This window comes from Streptococcus cristatus (assembly GCF_963529205.1).
Taxonomy (GTDB): domain Bacteria; phylum Bacillota; class Bacilli; order Lactobacillales; family Streptococcaceae; genus Streptococcus; species Streptococcus cristatus_O.
Genome location: NZ_CAURYF010000018.1, coordinates 22,881 through 41,539 on the forward strand (window position 1 = coordinate 22,881; position 18,659 = coordinate 41,539).

Annotated in this window: 17 protein-coding genes; 15 read left to right on the plus strand and 2 right to left on the minus strand. The window is 43.5% G+C overall.

What is annotated here, in order from left to right; all coding sequences use genetic code 11:
• Positions 1-11: 11 nt before the first annotated feature.
• The 4 genes from RWS39_RS05335 (at position 12) to RWS39_RS05350 (ending at position 4,784) form a co-directional block, all read left to right on the plus strand.
• Entirely contained in the window at positions 12-1,067 is a 1,056-nt protein-coding gene (locus RWS39_RS05335) for a BMP family lipoprotein (RefSeq protein ID WP_223367596.1), read from the plus strand.
• Between the two features lie 136 nt (positions 1,068-1,203).
• On the plus strand, positions 1,204-2,718 hold the full coding sequence (locus RWS39_RS05340) for an ABC transporter ATP-binding protein (RefSeq protein ID WP_048791818.1): 1,515 nt from the start codon (positions 1,204-1,206) through the stop codon (positions 2,716-2,718).
• Positions 2,719-2,731: 13 nt separating this feature from the next.
• A complete protein-coding gene (locus RWS39_RS05345) occupies positions 2,732-3,826 on the plus strand; it encodes an ABC transporter permease (protein WP_048791819.1) in 1,095 nt (364 codons plus the stop codon).
• Position 3,827: 1 nt separating this feature from the next.
• Positions 3,828-4,784: an ABC transporter permease gene (locus RWS39_RS05350; RefSeq protein WP_061911259.1), complete on the plus strand. Its 957-nt coding sequence runs from the start codon at positions 3,828-3,830 to the stop codon at positions 4,782-4,784.
• A 100-nt stretch (positions 4,785-4,884) separates the two neighbouring features.
• Here the strand turns inward: RWS39_RS05350 and RWS39_RS05355 are convergent, their stop codons facing one another.
• Entirely contained in the window at positions 4,885-5,817 is a 933-nt protein-coding gene (locus RWS39_RS05355) for a polysaccharide deacetylase family protein (RefSeq protein WP_314481206.1), read from the minus strand.
• Between the two features lie 132 nt (positions 5,818-5,949).
• Between RWS39_RS05355 and RWS39_RS05360 the strand changes: the two genes are divergently transcribed.
• The 8 genes from RWS39_RS05360 to RWS39_RS05395 all read left to right on the plus strand — a co-directional run bounded on the left by RWS39_RS05360 (position 5,950) and on the right by RWS39_RS05395 (position 14,598).
• Complete coding sequence (locus RWS39_RS05360) at positions 5,950-7,236, plus strand: homoserine dehydrogenase (protein WP_125381771.1); 1,287 nt, start codon at positions 5,950-5,952, stop codon at positions 7,234-7,236.
• Between the two features lies 1 nt (position 7,237).
• Positions 7,238-8,104, plus strand: a complete 867-nt coding sequence (thrB, locus tag RWS39_RS05365) for a homoserine kinase (protein ID WP_314481207.1) — start codon at positions 7,238-7,240, stop codon at positions 8,102-8,104.
• Between the two features lie 165 nt (positions 8,105-8,269).
• Positions 8,270-9,187, plus strand: a complete 918-nt coding sequence (gene murB / locus RWS39_RS05370) for a UDP-N-acetylmuramate dehydrogenase (protein ID WP_314481208.1) — start codon at positions 8,270-8,272, stop codon at positions 9,185-9,187.
• A 188-nt stretch (positions 9,188-9,375) separates the two neighbouring features.
• A complete protein-coding gene (locus RWS39_RS05375; RefSeq protein ID WP_005590153.1) occupies positions 9,376-10,533 on the plus strand; it encodes an ABC transporter ATP-binding protein in 1,158 nt (385 codons plus the stop codon).
• The gene (locus RWS39_RS05380; RefSeq protein WP_125373028.1) at positions 10,514-11,320 is read left to right on the plus strand and encodes an ABC transporter permease; all 807 of its coding nucleotides are present in this window, start codon (positions 10,514-10,516) and stop codon (positions 11,318-11,320) included. Before RWS39_RS05375 ends, RWS39_RS05380 begins: the two co-directional genes overlap by 20 nt.
• A complete protein-coding gene (locus RWS39_RS05385; protein ID WP_005590157.1) occupies positions 11,317-12,090 on the plus strand; it encodes an ABC transporter permease in 774 nt (257 codons plus the stop codon). The genes RWS39_RS05380 and RWS39_RS05385 overlap by 4 nt, the downstream gene beginning before the upstream one ends.
• Positions 12,087-13,157 (plus strand): ABC transporter substrate-binding protein, encoded by a 1,071-nt coding sequence (locus tag RWS39_RS05390; protein WP_314481209.1) that lies wholly within the window; start codon positions 12,087-12,089, stop codon positions 13,155-13,157. The genes RWS39_RS05385 and RWS39_RS05390 overlap by 4 nt, the downstream gene beginning before the upstream one ends.
• 289 nt (positions 13,158-13,446) lie before the next feature.
• A complete protein-coding gene (locus tag RWS39_RS05395) occupies positions 13,447-14,598 on the plus strand; it encodes an iron-containing alcohol dehydrogenase (RefSeq protein ID WP_314481210.1) in 1,152 nt (383 codons plus the stop codon).
• 113 nt (positions 14,599-14,711) lie between these two features.
• Here RWS39_RS05395 and RWS39_RS05400 read toward each other — a convergent pair whose 3' ends face one another.
• Positions 14,712-15,527 carry a Cof-type HAD-IIB family hydrolase gene (locus RWS39_RS05400; RefSeq protein WP_314481211.1) on the minus strand — a complete coding sequence of 272 codons (816 nt, stop codon included), beginning with the start codon at positions 15,525-15,527 and terminating at the stop codon, positions 14,712-14,714.
• A gap of 137 nt (positions 15,528-15,664) precedes the next feature.
• Between RWS39_RS05400 and proB the strand changes: the two genes are divergently transcribed.
• The 3 genes from proB to RWS39_RS05415 form a co-directional block, all read left to right on the plus strand.
• Positions 15,665-16,774, plus strand: a complete 1,110-nt coding sequence (gene proB / locus RWS39_RS05405; protein ID WP_314481212.1) for a glutamate 5-kinase — start codon at positions 15,665-15,667, stop codon at positions 16,772-16,774.
• Positions 16,775-16,870: 96 nt separating this feature from the next.
• Positions 16,871-18,133, plus strand: coding sequence for a glutamate-5-semialdehyde dehydrogenase (locus RWS39_RS05410; protein WP_314481214.1), 1,263 nt, complete (start codon positions 16,871-16,873; stop codon positions 18,131-18,133).
• 2 nt (positions 18,134-18,135) lie between these two features.
• Positions 18,136-18,659, plus strand: a 524-nt coding sequence (locus tag RWS39_RS05415) for a pyrroline-5-carboxylate reductase family protein (protein WP_314481216.1), incomplete at its 3' end; no start/stop codon positions are given.

An 18,659-nucleotide genomic window follows, 5' to 3' on the forward strand; every position in this document is an offset into this window, starting at 1 on the left:
GAGGTTCAGAAATGAACAAGAAACAATGGCTAGGTCTTGGTCTAGTGTCTGTCGCAGCAATCGGACTTGCTGCATGTGGGAATCGTGCGTCTAAATCAGATAGCTCTAACGCTAAAACTGATTTAAAAGCTGCTATCGTAACCGATACAGGTGGTGTTGATGATAAGTCATTTAACCAATCTGCATGGGAAGGTTTGCAAGCTTGGGGGAAAGAAAATGGCCTTTCAAAAGATAATGGCTATACTTACTTCCAGTCAACTGACGAGTCACAATACGCGAACAACCTAAACCAAGCTGCTACGGATGGTTACAACCTAGTATTTGGTATCGGTTTTGCCCTTCGTGATGCCGTTGAATCTGCTGCAAAAGATAATTCAAGTATTAACTACGTTATTATTGACGATGTGATTAAAGGTCAAAAGAATGTTGCTTCAGCAGTCTTTGCAGATAATGAAGCAGCTTACCTTGCTGGTGTTGCAGCTGCAAAAACGACTAAGACAAAACAAGTTGGTTTCATAGGTGGTATAGAAGGCGCAGTTATCACACGTTTTGAAAAAGGTTTCGAGGCTGGTGTGAAATCAGTTGATCCATCTATCAAGATTAAAGTGGACTATGCTGGTTCATTCGGCGATGCAGCTAAAGGTAAAACAATTGCTGCTGCTCACTATGCTGGTGGTGCGGATGTTGTTTACCAAGTAGCTGGTGGTACTGGTGCTGGAGTATTTAACGAAGCTAAGTCAATCAACGAAACAAGAAATGAAAATGAAAAAGTTTGGGTACTTGGTGTTGACCGTGACCAAACTGAAGAAGGTAAATACAAATCTAAAGATGGTAAAGAGTCTAACTTTGTTTTGGCATCAAGCTTGAAACAAGTTGGTAAGACTGTCCAAGACATCGCTAACCAAACTGCTAAAGGTAAATTCCCAGGTGGTAAAACTACAACCTTTGGTTTGAAAGACGGTGGTGTTGATTTGACAACAACCAACCTTTCTGAAGATGCTAAAAAAGCTGTTGAAGAAGCGAAAGCAAAAATCCTTGACGGCAGCCTCACAGTTCCTGATAAATAATTGAATGCTGAGCGATCCGACCTACTAGGGTCGCTCATTTTTAAATTCTGATGCCTTTGCATCGATTAAGCCTACTAGGATAGGAGTCCGAGGAGGTTATATCGACATAAAATGAAATTCTGGAAAGGAAAGAGCCATGACACATGAAAATGTCATTGAAATGCGAGAAATTACCAAGGTTTTTGGTGAATTTGTAGCCAATGATAAAATCAATTTGGAACTCCGAAAAGGTGAAATTCACGCTCTTTTAGGAGAAAATGGTGCCGGGAAGTCAACCTTGATGAATATGTTGGCCGGCCTACTTGAGCCGACTAGTGGTGAGATTGTAGTAAACGGAAAGCCAGTTAAGCTGGACTCTCCATCAAAGGCGGCCTCACTTGGTATCGGGATGGTGCATCAGCACTTTATGCTTGTGGAAGCCTTCACTGTTGCTGAAAATATTATTCTTGGAAGTGAGATTACAAAAAATGGTATCTTAGACTTGAAACGCGCTACGCAAGAAATTAAGCGTTTGTCTAAGAAATATGGTTTGTCGGTCGATCCATCTGCCAAGATTGAGGATATTTCTGTTGGAGCCCAACAACGTGTTGAAATTTTGAAGACCCTTTACCGTGGTGCAGATATCCTAATCTTTGACGAACCAACAGCTGTTTTGACACCATCTGAGATTGATGAATTGATGAAAATCATGAAAAACTTGGTCAAGGAAGGTAAGTCTATCATCCTTATTACTCATAAGTTGGATGAAATTCGTGCAGTTTCTGACCGAGTGACCGTTATTCGTCGAGGAAAATCGATCGAAACCGTTGAAATTGCTGGTGCAACCAACCAAGACTTGGCAGAAATGATGGTAGGACGCGCCGTTTCCTTCAAGACTGAGAAGAAACCTTCTAATCCGCAAGAGACGGTTCTTTCCATCAAGAATCTTGTCGTTGAAGAGAATCGCGGCGTTCCAGCTGTTAAAGGACTTTCACTGGATGTTCGTGCTGGTGAAATCGTTGGGATTGCAGGAATTGATGGAAATGGTCAGACTGAGTTGATTCAAGCTATCACAGGACTTAGAAAAGTAAGTTCGGGTGAAATTTTGATCAAGAACCAGTCCGTGATTGGTAAGAAACCACGTCAGATTACAGAGATGAAGGTCAGCCACGTCCCTGAAGACCGCCATCGCGATGGTTTGGTGCTGCAGATGTCCATTTCTGAAAATATTGCTTTGCAGACTTACTACAAGGAACCACTTAGCAAAAACGGCATCTTGAATTACAATAATATTTACTCTTACGCGTGCAACCTGATGAAAGAGTTTGACGTGCGGGCAGCTAGCGAGTATGTACCTGCTTCAGCCCTCTCAGGAGGAAATCAGCAGAAGGCTATCATTGCTCGGGAAGTGGATCGTGATCCAGATTTGTTGATTGTCAGTCAGCCAACCCGCGGTCTTGATGTTGGAGCGATTGAATATATCCATAAACGCTTGATTGAGGAGCGTACTCAAGGTAAGGCAGTACTTGTTGTCAGCTTTGAGCTAGATGAAATACTCAATCTTTCTGACAGAATCGCCGTTATCCATGATGGCAAGATTCAAGGAATCGTGACTCCAGAGAAAACCAATAAGCAAGAACTTGGTATTCTCATGGCTGGTGGTAAGATTTAGAAGGGAGATTCAAATGTCTAAGAAAACACAGCAGATTGCAGTTCCCTTAATCTCAGTTCTTTTGGGGATTTTATTGGGAGCAATTGTCATGGCTATCTTTGGCTATGATGCCATCTGGGGATATGAATCCCTCTTTAAAACAGCATTTGGTTCTTTGAGAAGTTTGGGTGAAATTTCTCGGGCGATGGGACCTCTAGTTCTCATTGGTCTGGGTTTTGCCGTTGCTAGTCGGGCTGGATTTTTCAATGTCGGACTTCCAGGTCAGGCCTTGGCTGGTTGGATTCTGGCTGGTTGGTTTGCCCTTTCCTTCCCTGACCTACCTCGCCCACTGATGTTGCTAGCAACTGTAGTCATTGCAGCAGTAGCTGGTGGGATTATTGGTGCTATTCCAGGAGTTCTGCGTGCCTATTTAGGAACGAGTGAGGTCATCGTTACGATTATGATGAACTATATCGTCCTCTTCGTTGGAAATGCTTTTATCCGTAGCTTTCCAAAATCTGTGATGCAGAGTGTTGACTCTAGTAAGCGTGTTGGTGCCAATGCCATTTATCAAACAGAATGGCTGAGAAGTTTGACAGCTAACTCTCGGATGAATATTGGTATTTTCTTTGCTTTGATTGCAGTTGTGCTGATCTGGTATATGCTGAAGAAAACAACGCTTGGCTTTGAGATCCGTGCTGTTGGTCTTAACCCAAATGCAGCTGAATACGCAGGGATGTCCTCTAAACGGACTATTATCTTGTCCATGATTATTTCTGGAGCCCTTGCAGGACTTGGAGGAGTAGTAGAAGGACTAGGTACTTATCAGAATGTCTTTGTACAAGGAAGTTCATTGAGCGTTGGTTTCAATGGTATGGCGGTTAGCCTTTTGGCAGCCAATTCTCCAGTTGGTATCCTTTTTGCGGCTTTCCTCTTTGCAGTTTTAAGTGTCGGTGCGCCAGGTATGAACGTGGCTCAGATTCCGACAGAATTGGTCAATATTGTGACAGCTTCGATTATCTTCTTTGTTAGCGCTCATTACTTGATTGAGCGTCTGACTGGTAAGACAGTTTTTGAATTATTTAAAAACCGTAAGCAAGAAGCTGGTAAAGTGAAAGGGGGAAACTAGGATGAGTATTGTAACGATATTAGGTTTATTAGTATCATCTATGCTGATTTATGCGGCTCCCTTGATTTTTACAAGTATCGGTGGAGCTTATTCGGAGCATGCCGGAGTCGTCAATGTCGGCTTGGAAGGGATCATGGTAATGGGAGCATTTACAGGCGTTCTCTTTAACCTGACTTTCGAAAGTAGTTTTGGCAGCTTGACTCCATGGCTCTCCTTGATTGCTGCTGGTTTAGTCGGAGTGCTCTTCTCCCTTATCCATGCTGTAGCAACCATTAACTTCCGTGCAGACCACGTCGTTAGTGGTACGGTTCTAAACTTATTAGCACCAGCCTTGGCAGTCTTCCTTGTTAAAGCTATCTACAACAAGGGGCAAACAGACAACATTCAGCGTTCATTTGGTAAATTTAATTTTCCTATTTTGTCTGATATTCCGGTCATAGGAGATATATTCTTCAAACATACAAGTCTGATGGGATATTTGGCCATCGCTTTCTCTTTCCTTGCTTGGTTTATCATGTTTAAGACAAAATTTGGATTGCGTCTTCGCTCAGTTGGAGAGCATCCGCAGGCAGCAGATACACTGGGAATCAATGTTTACCTCATGCGCTATTGCGGTGTTATGATTTCTGGTCTACTTGGTGGTATTGGTGGAGCTATCTATGCTCAGTCGATCTCCGTTAACTTTGCTGTGACAACTATCATAGGTCCAGGATTTATCGCCTTGGCAGCTATGATCTTTGGTAAATGGAGTCCTATCGGTGCTATGTTGGCGAGTCTCTTCTTTGGAGCTTCTCAAAGTTTAGCCGTTATTGGAAATCAGTTGCCTCTTCTTTCAAAAGTGCCAACGGTTTATCTACAGATTGCGCCATATGTCTTGACGATTGTGGTTCTTGCAGCCTTCTTTGGTAAAGCTGTTGCTCCGAAAGCAGACGGTATCAACTATATCAAGTCTAAATAGCCTTTTACACCAGTTCTTTGGAACTGGTTTTTTTGTGATTGGAAAAAGTTGCTATCGGAAATAGAAAAAGCCTGCTTCGTCTGAAGCAAGCTTTCTAAGATTAATTTGTAGCGATTTCGTTTAATAAATCTTCTGCAGTAGTGGTTGGGTTCACTCGAACACGATTGAGTGAGAGCAGCCCATTAGACAGGGAAGCCAGGCCGTTATTGGTCGTCAATCCCATCTTATAGCCTAGACTTTCAGCAATCTGCAAGGTCGCATCGCTATAGCGGCCTGATGGATAAGCAACAGTCGTGGTTGTTTGTGAGAGATTGTCGTCTAAAAAGGCTTTAGAATCACGTAGTTCAAGGGTTTGTTGATCAGCAGTAGCAGTTGATAGATCAGGGTGGTTGACGGTATGGTCTTCAAAGGACATTCCCTTTTCCTTCATTTCTTTGATCTCATCTAGCGTCAGCATATCTTCACGGCCAGCTTGGACAAATCCAGTAATGACATTGTTGGTTGCCTTCATCTGGTACTTTTGAAGTAGTGGGAAAGCATTGGTGTAAAAGTCTTTCAAACTATCATCAAAGGTTAGCCAGACTACTTTTTTATTTTCAGGTAGGACATTCTCTGTCAAAGCTTTGTAAGCTTCATCTGGGGTTAAAGTATAATAACCAGCCTCTTTCAGGGCCTGCAAATGACTTTCAAAAGTAGTTGGATCTACAATCAAACCAGCATTGGCTGCCTCAGAGGGATCCATTACATGGATCGCATGGTACATCAAAATTGGAATCTTAACAGGCTCATCTTGTTTTACCCACTTTATTTTCGAAGCTTCCTCATTTTTTGAGGTAGAGTCTGGCTTGGAGGTGGATTGCACAGTTTGATTGCCTGCAGAGGATTGTTTGCTAGGAGAGAACTGAGTCTTCCAAAGATAAATTCCGCCTACGATTAGGGCAAGGAGCAAGAAAAGATTGATAATAGAAAAAAGGAATGCCTTTTTCTTAGCTTTGTGTCTTTGCATGCGTCTTCCAATGTGTTTATCGGTCATGGTATCTCCTTCTAATCTCATGAGTTTAAAATTTTTACTTACATTATAACAAATATACAAATAGATTTGTAGGCATTTCTATATATTTTTGTTATAATGTTTTTTATATAAGAAATATTCAAGGAGTTCCTCATGTCTATTAAAATTGCTTTACTTGGTTTTGGAACAGTTGCCAGTGGTGTTCCTTTCTTGTTGAAAGAAAATGGAGAAAAGATTGTTCAGGCTGCTCATTCTGAGATTGAAGTTGCTAAAGTCTTGGTCAAGGATGATGCCGAAAAAGAACGTCTTTTGGCAGCTGGAAATGATTACAACTTTGTGACCAATGTGGATGAAATCTTAAATGACAGCGAAATTGCGATCGTTGTGGAGCTGATGGGACGGATTGAACCAGCAAAAACCTTTATCACGCGCGCACTTGAAGCAGGTAAACATGTGGTAACCGCTAACAAAGACTTGCTGGCAGTTCATGGTTCTGAATTGTTAGACATTGCTCAGAAAAATGGCGTTGCCCTTTACTATGAAGCTGCTGTTGCAGGTGGTATCCCAATTTTGCGCACCTTGGTTAATTCATTGGCGTCTGACAAGATTACTCGCGTTTTGGGTGTGGTCAATGGAACATCTAACTTCATGATGACCAAGATGGTAGAAGAAGGTTGGTCTTACGAGGATGCTCTTGCGGAAGCGCAACGTTTAGGATTTGCTGAAAGCGATCCGACTAACGATGTTGATGGAATTGACGCAGCCTATAAAATGGTCATTCTCAGCCAATTTGCTTTCGGTATGAACATCAAGTTTGAAGATGTCAGTCACCAAGGTATTCGCAACATCACGCCAGAAGATGTCGCTGTTGCTCAAGATTTGGGCTATGTAGTGAAATTAGTTGGTTCAATTGAGGAAACACCATCAGGAATCGCTGCGGAAGTAACACCGACTTTCTTGCCAAAAGCGCATCCGCTAGCTAGCGTAAACGGCGTAATGAATGCGGTCTTTGTCGAGTCAATTGGTATTGGAGAATCCATGTATTACGGTCCAGGGGCAGGCCAAAAACCAACTGCGACCAGTGTCGTTGCAGATATCGTCCGTATCGTCCGTCGCCTAAATGAAGGCACGATTGGCAAAGCCTTCAATGAATTTAGTCGCGAGCTTGTCTTGGCTAAACCTGAGGATGTTAAGAGCAACTATTATTTCTCTATCTTGGCTCCAGATGCCAAAGGTCAAGTCTTGCATTTGGCTGAAATCTTCAATGCTGAAGAAGTTTCCTTCAAGCAAATTCTGCAAGAAGGTACAGATGGTGAAACTGCTCGTGTAGTCATCATCACACATGCTGTCAGCAAGACTCAGCTAGAAAATGTCGTTGCCAAGCTCCGTGAGGTACCAGAGTTTGAATTGCTCAATACCTTTAAAGTATTAGGAGAATAAGATGAAAATTATTGTACCAGCAACCAGTGCCAATATCGGGCCTGGTTTTGACTCAGTTGGTGTTGCAGTCTCCAAATATTTAGAAATCGAAGTCTTGGAAGAAAGTCAGGAGTGGGTTATTGAGCATGACCTCAATCCTCGAATTCCAACGGATAAAAGGAATTTACTAATCAAGATTGCCCTGCAATTGGCCCCAGACCTTCAGCCTCATCGCTTAAAAATGACTAGCGATGTTCCTTTGGCGCGCGGTCTTGGCTCTTCTAGCTCCGTTATTGTTGCTGGGATTGAACTGGCTAATCAGTTAGCAAATCTGAACTTATCGGATCATGAAAAGCTGAAAATTGCGACAAAAATAGAAGGCCATCCTGACAATGTGGCACCAGCAATTTATGGAAATCTAGTGATTGCAAGCTCCTTCCAAAATCAAGTTTCGGCTGTCGTGTCAGATTTCCCAGAGGTCAGCTTTATCGCTTTTATTCCCGATTATGAGTTGAGAACAGTTGAAAGCCGCCGTGTCTTGCCTAATCGCCTTTCTTATAAGGAAGCTGTTGCGGCAAGCTCTGTAGCCAATGTCGCTGTTGCAGCACTCTTAAAGGGCGATATGAAAACAGCTGGTCGTGCCATTGAATCTGATCGTTTCCATGAGAGATATCGCCAACCGCTTATCAAAGAATTTTCTGACATCAAATTCTTAGCCAGAAAACAGGGCGCTTTTGCGACTTATATCTCTGGAGCTGGTCCGACTGTTATGGTTTTATCTCCGAAAGACAAAGCTGAGCAGATTTATCAGCAAATCAAGGAACAAGACTTTGATGGGGAAGTTTTCCAGTTGCAAGTCGATACTCAGGGTGTACGTGTAGAAAAATAGAAGAGAGTTTGAGGATGACGAACTTGTGGACGCAGTGTTGGTCTACAATCTTCGTTCTCCTCTTTCTTTTTGCTTTGAAAAGAAACTTAATTTCCCTCCAGTCTATCGTAAATATCATTTAATTTTGATATAATAGAGTGTAATTTGTAAAAAAGAGAGTAAGTCATGCAAAACCTAGAAAAATATTCTGTGGAATTAGAAGGAATCGACATCCGTTTCAATGAACCTTTGAGTCAATACACTTACACAAAGGTGGGCGGAGCTGCCGATTTCTTAGTTTTTCCACGCAACCGTTATGAATTGGCTCGGATTGTCAAGTTAGCCAATCGTGAAAATATTCCTTGGTTGGTGCTTGGGAATTCAAGTAACATTATTGTTCGAGATGGCGGTATTCGAGGCTTTGTCATCATGTTTGACAAGCTAAATAATGTAACAGTAGATGGCTATACGATTGAGGCAGAGGCTGGTGCAAACTTGACTCAGACCACTCGTATTGCTCTGCATCATAGTTTGACTGGCTTTGAATTTGCCTGTGGCATCCCGGGTAGTGTCGGCGGTGCTGTCTTTATGAATGCTGGCGCTTATGGCGGAGAAATTGCTCATGTACTCGTTTCTTGCAAGGTCTTGACACCTGAAGGCGAAATTAAGACCTTGGATGCACGTGATATGCGCTTTGGTTACCGCCATTCACTTATTCAAGAAACTGGCGACATTGTGATTTCAGCTAAGTTTGGTCTGGCACCAGGTGTCCACCAAAACATTCGTCAGGAAATGGAACGCCTGACCTATCTGCGTGAACTCAAGCAGCCTCTGGAATACCCATCTTGTGGGTCGGTCTTTAAGCGTCCTCTGGGACATTTTGCTGGTCAGTTGATCAGTGAGGCAGGTTTAAAAGGCTACCGAATCGGTGGTATAGAGGTTTCAGAAAAGCATGCTGGTTTCATGATTAACGTCGATCATGGTACAGCTAGCGATTATGAAAAGTTGATTGCTCATGTCATTAAAACCGTCAAAGAGCATTCAGGTGTCACTCTGGAAAGAGAAGTTAGAATTATTGGAGAAGCAGAAGAGTCCCATATGTAAATGTCCGACTGCTTTTCTCAGTTTTGTCTAAGTCTTTGGAGGAGCCAATATCCATGTGTCATTAGTAAAGGGGGTGAAAGCCTATCGATATCGCAAGTATGCAGGGCCATAGTAGCCCTCGAGAGGTTTTTTTGGTCTGACAGAACCAAAAATCTGTTAATACATGGAAAAGAAGGAATTTATGCCAATTGAAAAAACCAATTATTGAGTTCAAAAACGTTTCGAAGGTTTTTGAAGACAGTAACACCGTCGTTCTCAAAGATATCAACTTTGAATTAGAAGAAGGAAAATTTTATACGCTTCTAGGGGCTTCTGGCTCTGGAAAGTCAACCATCCTCAATATTATTGCAGGACTTTTGGATGCGACTACGGGAGACATCTTTTTGGATGGTGTCCGCATCAATGACATTCCTACCAATAAACGGGATGTTCACACTGTATTTCAGTCCTACGCTCTTTTCCCGCATATGAATGTCTTTGAGAATGTAGCCTTTCCTTTGCGTTTGCGGAAGGTGGACAAAAAAGAAATTGAAGAGCGGGTTGCTGAAGTGTTGAAAATGGTGCAGCTGGAAGGCTATGAACGTCGCTCTATTCGGAAACTCTCAGGTGGGCAACGTCAGCGGGTAGCTATTGCCCGTGCCATCATCAATCGGCCACGTGTTGTCCTACTAGATGAGCCGCTTTCTGCGCTGGATTTGAAGCTGCGGACGGATATGCAATATGAGCTCCGTGAACTCCAACAGCGTCTTGGGATCACTTTTGTCTTTGTCACCCACGACCAGGAAGAAGCCCTAGCTATGAGTGACTGGATTTTTGTCATGAATGAAGGAGAGATTGTCCAGTCAGGAACGCCAGTGGATATCTATGATGAGCCGATTAACCACTTTGTTGCGACCTTTATCGGAGAATCTAATATCCTGCCAGGTAAGATGATCGAAGACTACTTGGTCGAGTTCAATGGCAAGCGCTTTGAAGCAGTTGACGGAGGAATGCGACCAAACGAATCCGTTGAAGTAGTGATTCGTCCAGAAGATTTGCGCATTACCTTGCCTGAAGAAGGAAAACTGCAGGTTAAAGTGGATACCCAGCTTTTCCGCGGGGTTCATTATGAAATCATCGCCTATGATGAACTCGGAAATGAATGGATGATCCACTCAACGCGTAAGGCCATCGTCGGAGAAGAAATCGGTCTGGACTTTGAACCAGAGGATATCCATATCATGCGCCTCAATGAAACCGAAGAAGAATTCGATGCTCGGATTGAAGAATACGTAGAAATCGAAGAGCAAGAAGCAGGGCTGATCAATGCCATTGAGGAGGAAAGAGATGAAGAAAACAACCTCTAACCTTTTTCTGGTTCCATATTTTCTTTGGATTCTACTCTTTGTTCTAGCTCCAGTGATGATGATTGTCTGGAAATCATTCTTTAATATCGAAGGTCAGTTCACGCTGGAAAACTATCGGATTTATTTTACATCGCAGAATTTGACTTATCTGAAAATGAGCTTTAACTCGGTATTTTACGCAGGCATCATCACCTTGGTGACCTTGCTCATTTCCTATCCGACTGCTTATTTTTTGACCCAGCTCAAGCATCGCCAGCTCTGGCTCATGCTGATTGTCCTGCCAACTTGGATCAATCTTTTGCTCAAAGCTTACGCCTTTATCGGCATTTTTGGACAAAATGGCTCGGTGAATGAATTTCTGACCTTTATCGGTATCGGTCCCAAGCAGATTCTTTTCACTGACTTTTCTTTTATTTTTGTTGCCAGTTACATTGAGCTGCCCTTTATGATTCTGCCGATTTTCAATGTCTTGGATGATTTGGATCCCAACCTCATCAATGCCAGCTATGACTTGGGTGCCAATCGTTGGCAGACTTTCCGCAATGTTGTCTTTCCACTTTCAATGAATGGTGTGAGAAGTGGCGTGCAGTCCGTCTTCATTCCCAGTCTCAGCCTCTTCATGCTTACGCGTTTGATCGGTGGGAACCGTGTCATCACGCTGGGAACAGCCATTGAACAGCATTTCTTGACAACGCAAAACTGGGGAATGGGCTCAACCATAGGAGTGGTTCTGATTATTGCCATGCTCTTCACTATGTGGGCAACCAAGGAAAGGAGAGAACGATGAAAAAATTTGCTAATCTCTATTTAGCGATCGTATTTCTAATCCTTTATCTTCCGATCTTTTATTTGATTGCCTATGCTTTCAATGCTGGCGATGATATGAACAAATTTACGGGCTTTGATCTGGTTCATTTTCAAAAGTTATTTGAAGATTCGCGCTTGATTTTGATCTTGGCGCAGACGTTCTTCTTAGCCTTTCTTTCTTCCCTCATTGCTACGATTATCGGAACTTTTGGTGCTATTTATATTTACCAAGCCCGCAAAAAATATCAGGATGCTTTCTTATCCATCAATAATATTCTGATGGTGGCGCCTGACGTTATGATTGGTGCTAGCTTCCTGATTCTCTTTACCACGGCTAAATTCCAGCTGGGCTTTGTATCCGTTTTGGCCAGCCACGTCGCTTTTTCAATTCCTATTGTTGTGCTGATGATTTTGCCAAGGCTGAAAGAAATGAATGACGACATGATTAAAGCTGCTTATGATTTGGGAGCTAGTCAAGTACAGATGCTCAAGGAAATCATGCTGCCTTATCTGACACCAGCCATCATTGCCGGTTATTTTATGGCTTTCACCTACTCACTCGATGACTTTGCTGTGACCTTCTTTGTAACAGGAAATGGCTTCTCAACTCTTTCCGTAGAGATTTATTCCCGTGCACGGCAAGGAATTTCCTTGGAAATCAATGCCCTGTCTGCTCTGGTCTTTCTCTTTAGTATCGTTTTAGTCATTGGCTATTACTTTATCACGCGTGAGAAGGAGGAAGCAGCATGAAAAAACTCTATTCGTTTTTAGCAGGGATTCTTGCGATTATCCTGATTTTGTGGGGAATTAGCTATCGGATTGAGAGTAAAGCCAACAGCAAGGGCAGTGATAAATTGGTTGTCTATAACTGGGGAGATTACATTGATCCGGAATTGCTGACTGAGTTTACTAAGGAAACAGGCGTTCAGGTTCAGTACGAAACTTTCGACTCCAACGAAGCCATGTATACGAAAATCAAACAGGGTGGAACAACCTACGATATCGCCATCCCGAGTGAGTACATGATTGCCAAGATGATGAAAGAAAACTTGGTGGAGAAATTGGATCATAGCCAGATCAAAGGCTTGGAAAATATTGGTTCAGACTTTTTGGATCAGCCATTTGATCCAGAAAATCAGTATTCCATTCCTTATTTCTGGGGAACGCTGGGCATTGTATACAATACTAAAATGGTCGAGCACGCGCCTGAGCACTGGAACGATCTCTGGAAGCCAGAATACAGAAACTCCATCATGATGATTGACGGAGCTCGCGAAGTTATGGGGATTGGTCTGAACTCGAATGGTCATAGCCTTAACTCTAAAGATGCAGACCAGTTGCAAGAAGCGGTCGATAAACTCTACACTCTGACGCCAAATATCAAGGCCATAGTCGCTGATGAGATGAAGGGTTATATGATTCAGAATAACGCGGCTATCGGCGTGACTTTCTCTGGTGAGGCTCGTCAAATGCTGGAGGCCAATGAAGACTTGCGCTATGTCGTTCCGACAGAAGCCAGCAATCTTTGGTTTGACAATATCGTTATTCCAAAGACGGTCAAAAATAAAAAAGCTGCCTATCAGTTTATTAACTTTATGCTGAGACCGGAAAATGCTTATAAGAATGCGCTCTATGTTGGCTATTCAACGCCAAACCTTCCTGCTAAGGCCATGCTGCCAGAAGAAGTACAGGAAGATGAGGCTTTCTATCCAACCGAGGAAACCATGAAGCATCTGGAAGTCTATCAGCAATTAGGACCAAAATGGCTTGGAACTTACAATGACCTCTATCTTCAAGTCAAAATGTATCGCAAGTAGCCAAAGAGAGTGGAACAGAAATCGGTAATTCGTTAGAATTCGATTTCGTCGTCCCACCTCCGCACAGTTGAGTAGGGCTGTAAAAGCTGATGAAATCAGCGTAGTAGAGCCCTACTCAACCACTGCGTCTTGCTCGACAATCCAAAGACAATTGAGAAGCTAGGACTTTTGTCCCAGCCTCTTTTTTGTATTTTGACTTGTATAATTATTTGAAAAGTAGAAGAGAAAGTAGTAAAATTATATTAACATATGCAATAGAGCCTTGTGCTCAATTAAGGAGGAAATCATTATGTCAGTTTTCTATGTTCCATCAGTCAATTTGATTGGTAAGGGTGTCATCAATGAATTTGGCGGTCATGTCAAAGAGTTGGGCTTCAGGAAAGCTCTAATCGTTACAGACCACTACATTGCATCCAGTGACATTTTACCAAAAGTCATCAGGCCGCTAGAAGCAGAAGGCATTGAATATGTGGTTTTTGAAGATGTAGACCCAAATCCTTCTTGTAAGAATGTCTACGATGGCTTAGCTACTCTTCAGGAAAATGACTGTGATTTTATCATCAGCGTTGGCGGTGGCTCACCTCAGGATGCTGCTAGCTGTATTTCCATTATGGCGACAAATGGGGGCAAGCCGCAGGATTATGAAGGGCTCCACAAGTCTAAAGAAAAGGGTCTGCCAGTTGTAGCCATCAACACCACGGCAGGGACTTCCGCCGAAATCACTATCAACTATGTTATCACGGACGAAGAGCGTAAGGTTAAGATGGTGATGGTTGATAAAAATAGACTAGCTCTCATCTCTGTCAATGACCCAGAGCTCATGGTTTCCAAACCAGCTAATTTAACGGCAGCGACTGGGATGGATGCTTTGACTCATGCTGTTGAGGCCTTGGTAACTCCTGGCGCTTATGGCGTGACCAAGAAATTGTCTATCGGTGCTATTGAGTTGATTAAGGAATATTTGCCGCGAGCAGTTGCTAATGGCCATGATATAGAAGCGCGTGAAGCTATGGTTAATGCTATTTTCCTTGGCGGCATGTCCTTTAACAATGCAGGTCTGGGCTACGTGCATTCGATGGCTCACCAGCTAGGTGCGGTCTATCATTTGCCTCATGGGGTTTGCTGCGCTATTCTCCTGCCAGTAGTTGAGCGTGAAAATGCCAAACGTGTACCAGCAGCCTTTAGAAATGTAGCTAAAGCTTTAGGCATGCATACCGAAGGCAAGACTGATGAAGAATGTGCGGCATATGCCATTTCGGAAATCGAAACCTTGTCCGAAACAGTCGGTATTCCTAAGAAACTGACCGAGCTTGGCATTGAAGAAAAGGACTTTGACTTTGAATACCTTTCTAAGAATGCCTTGATTGATGCTTGCGCACCGGGCAATCCTTTCATGCCGACTTTGGAAGAAACCATTGCTTTATACAAAGAATTGTTTTAAGCCAAAGGAAAAAGTATCTCCCTCTAAACTTAGTTGATTTATATCAAAAAAAGACAGTTGCTCTCTCTCCTACAACTGTCTTTTTAATTTATGGAAATATGTGGAGTACAGGATTAGTGTCCTAGGATAAACTTAGCAATAGCTGTAGCAACGCCATTTTCTTCATTGCTATCTGTCACGTAGTCGGCTAAGTTTTTGACATGCTGGCTAGAATTCCCCATGGCAACACCCAAGCCAGCAAACTGCAGCATTTCAATATCATTATTCGCATCGCCCAGTGCCATGATTTCCTCAGGATTGATCTCTAAGCGTTGCGCTAGACGCTCTAGGGCAAAGGCTTTGGTAACACCTTTTGGCATCGCCTCGTAGATGACAGGCTGGGAACGGACGCCACTGAATCGCTGGCAGAGTTCTTGAGCGAACTTGGTCTCAAAATCGTCTACCTGTTCTGGATTTCCTAGAAACATAGCTTGAAACATTCGATGCTGACCGTTGCAAGCTTCTTCAAGGCTGATTTCAGTAGGAGTTGTAAAGACAAGAGCCGCATCATCTGTCACAATTTTGCTGGCTTTTTCCCCTACGACGAAGTAATGCTCTTCATCAAACAAGGTCAACTGCACTTGGCTCTGCTCGGCCAAACTGTAAAGGTAGCGAATGTCATCGGGCTTTAATTCTTGCCAATCAACAACCTGCCAATCGATAGTCTGATGGATAGCGCAGCCATTGTCTACGATGACATATTCATTTTTATTCTCCAAGCCCAGCTCCTGAAAGTAAGGCTTGACACCCACGAGCGGTCTGCCTGTACATAGTACAAGCTGGACTCCAGCTTGTATAGCTTGGTGAATGGCATCAATATGAGCTTGAGGAATCTTTTTTTCCTCAGTTAGCAAGGTTCCGTCCATATCAAGGGCAATTAGTTTAATCATAGTTTTTCTCCAATAGTATTTGTGAATATTATAGCATATTTTCTATTGCTAAGAGGGCAGAAATGGGGAAAGATTGTTTTTTTAATTTTCCTATCCTTATGGTATAATAAGGAAATCTAGTAAGGAAAAGAGAAGCTATGAAAGCAAAGCGTATTGTATTTAAAGTTGGAACGAGCTCACTGACAAATCCTGACGGCAGTCTGTCGCGGGCAAAGGTGCGGGAAATTACCCATCAATTATCAGTCTTGCATGAAGCAGGACATGAGTTGATTTTGGTATCGTCTGGAGCTATTGCGGCTGGTTTTTCGTCTCTGGGCTTTAAAAAACGCCCTATTAAGGTAGCCGACAAACAGGCTTCGGCCGCTGTTGGTCAGGGGCTTCTCCTAGAGGAGTACACCACCAATCTACTCTTGAAGAAGATTGTATCCGCCCAGATTTTGCTGACGCAGGATGATTTTGCGGATAAGCGGCGTTACAAAAATGCCCACCAAGCTTTGTCAGTCCTCCTCAATCGTGAAGCTATTCCCATTATCAATGAAAATGACACAGTTTCTATCGAGGAGCTAAAGGTAGGAGACAATGATACGCTCAGTGCTCAGGTGGCAGCCATGGTTCAGGCGGATCTTTTGGTACTTTTGACAGATGTTGATGGGCTTTACACAGCCAACCCAGCTTCAGATCCAACTGCCCAACGTCTTGAAAGAATTGAGGCGATCTCGAGCGATTTGATTGACATGGCAGGCGGGGCGGGCTCCAGCAATGGGACTGGTGGCATGCTGACAAAAATCAAAGCAGCAACTTTGGCGACCATGTCTGGTGTACCAGTTTATATTTGTTCGTCGCTTAAAAGTAATGCATTATTGGAGGCAGCGTGCCAGACTCGAGACGGGAGCCTTTTCTCAGCGCAGGATAAGGGCTTGAAGACGCAAAAGCAGTGGCTAGCCTTCTATGCCAAGAGCCAAGGTGCTATCTATGTGGATCAAGGTGCGGCTCATGCTCTGCGCTACGATGGTAAAAGCCTTCTGGCATCAGGAATTGTTAGGTTAGAGGGGCATTTTTCTTATCAAGATACGGTGACGGTGTACGAAGAAGAGACTGGTGCGATTTTAGGAAAGGGGCGCGTGCGCTTTGGTAAATCTGCCCTCAAGGACATGTTGCGTTCTAGCAAGCCAAAGGGAGTCGTGATTCATCGTGACGATTGGATTTCTATTACTCCAGAGCTTCAATTGCTCTTTTCTGAATTTTAAGTGGAAATAGGAACTTACTTATTTCCTTTAACCGAACTCTCCAAGATCTTTATCAATTGTAAAAAGAAATTATTGTATCTTACGAAAGGAGGCGCTATGACCTCGACACAAGAATTATTTGAAATTGTTAAAAAGTCCAAAAGATCAATCAACACGGCTACGACTGCTGAGAAAAACAAAGCGTTGGAAGAAATGGCAAAGCAGCTCTGGCTTTCTCGTGCTGATATTTTAGCAGCCAATGAACTGGATATGTCAGCGGCTAAAGGTAAAATCTCTGATGTGATGCTGGACCGCCTTTATCTAGATGAGGATCGGATTGCTGCTATGGCAGAAGGCATTCGCCAGCTGATTGACTTGGAGGATCCTGTAGGGCAAGTCTTGGAAAGGACTGAGCTTGAGAACGGCCTCGTCATCAGCAAAAAGCGGGTGGCTATGGGCGTGATTGGGATTATCTACGAAAGCCGGCCTAATGTAACCTCTGATGCTGCTGCTCTAGCTCTAAAAAGTGGCAGTGCAGTCGTTCTCAGAAGTGGCAAGGATGCTTATCAGACTGCGCAAGCTATTGTCACAGCTTTGAAAGAAGGTTTGACTCAGACCAAAATTTCGCCGGATTGTATCCAATTGGTTTCTGATACCAGTCGGGCTTCAGCTCAGGCAATGATGAAGGCCAAAGGTTATCTGGATTTGCTCATTCCTCGTGGTGGCGCGGGATTGATTCAGGCGGTTGTGGAAAATGCCACTGTGCCGGTTATTGAGACAGGTACTGGAATCGTCCATGTCTATGTAGATAAGGATGCTGATCAAGCTAAGGCTTTGGCGATTATTGAGAATGCCAAGACCAGTCGCCCCTCTGTCTGCAATGCCATGGAAGTATTGTTAGTTCATGAAGAGATTGCGGCAGCATTTTTACCACGTTTACAAAAGATTTTGGTAACAGATCGTGATGCTGCGCAAGAAAAAGCTGTTGAATTACGTTTGGATGAGAAAGCAGCTCAGTATATATCAGGCTCGCAAGCTAGACCGGAAGATTTTGATACCGAATTTTTGGACTATATCTTAGCGGTCAAGCTGGTGCCTTCGCTGGAAGAAGCAGTGGAGCATATTGAGGCTCACAGCACCCATCACTCGGATGCTATTGTGACAGAGAACGATGCAGCGGCAGCTTACTTCACAGAGCAGGTGGATAGCGCAGCAGTTTATGTCAATGCCTCAACCCGCTTTACAGATGGCGGTCAATTTGGCCTTGGCTGCGAAATGGGGATTTCCACACAGAAACTGCATGCCAGAGGTCCTATGGGACTAAAAGAGTTGACCAGTTATAAATACGTCATCCAAGGGACTGGTCAAGTGAGGAAATAATGATGAAAATTGGATTTATCGGTCTGGGGAATATGGGCGGCAGTCTCGCTCGCCTAGTTGCCCAAGATGAAAGATATAGAAGCAAACTACTTCTAGCCAACCGCAGTCGAGACAAAGCTGAAAAGATTGCTGCGGAAGTTGGTGGGCAGCCGATCAGTAATAAAGAAGTTTTTGCTCAGGCAGAGGTGATTTTTCTGGGAATCAAACCAGCTCAATTTGCTGACTTGCTGGCTGACTATCACGAAGTTCTAGAAGAACGGCATTCTCTTCTCCTAGTTTCGATGGCTGCTGGTCTGAGCTTGGAGCTATTAGAAAAATTGACACCTAGCCACCATCGTTGGATTCGGATCATGCCTAATACACCGGTTGCCGTTGGCGAGGGCGTTATTACCTATGCCTTATCCCAGCAGGCGAATCAAGCGGATGAAGACTTGTTGCGGGAGCTTCTGTCATCTGCTGGCCTTCTAGTCAAACTAGAGGAAAAGCAGTTGGATGCGGCGACAGCTCTTGCTGGCTGTGGACCAGC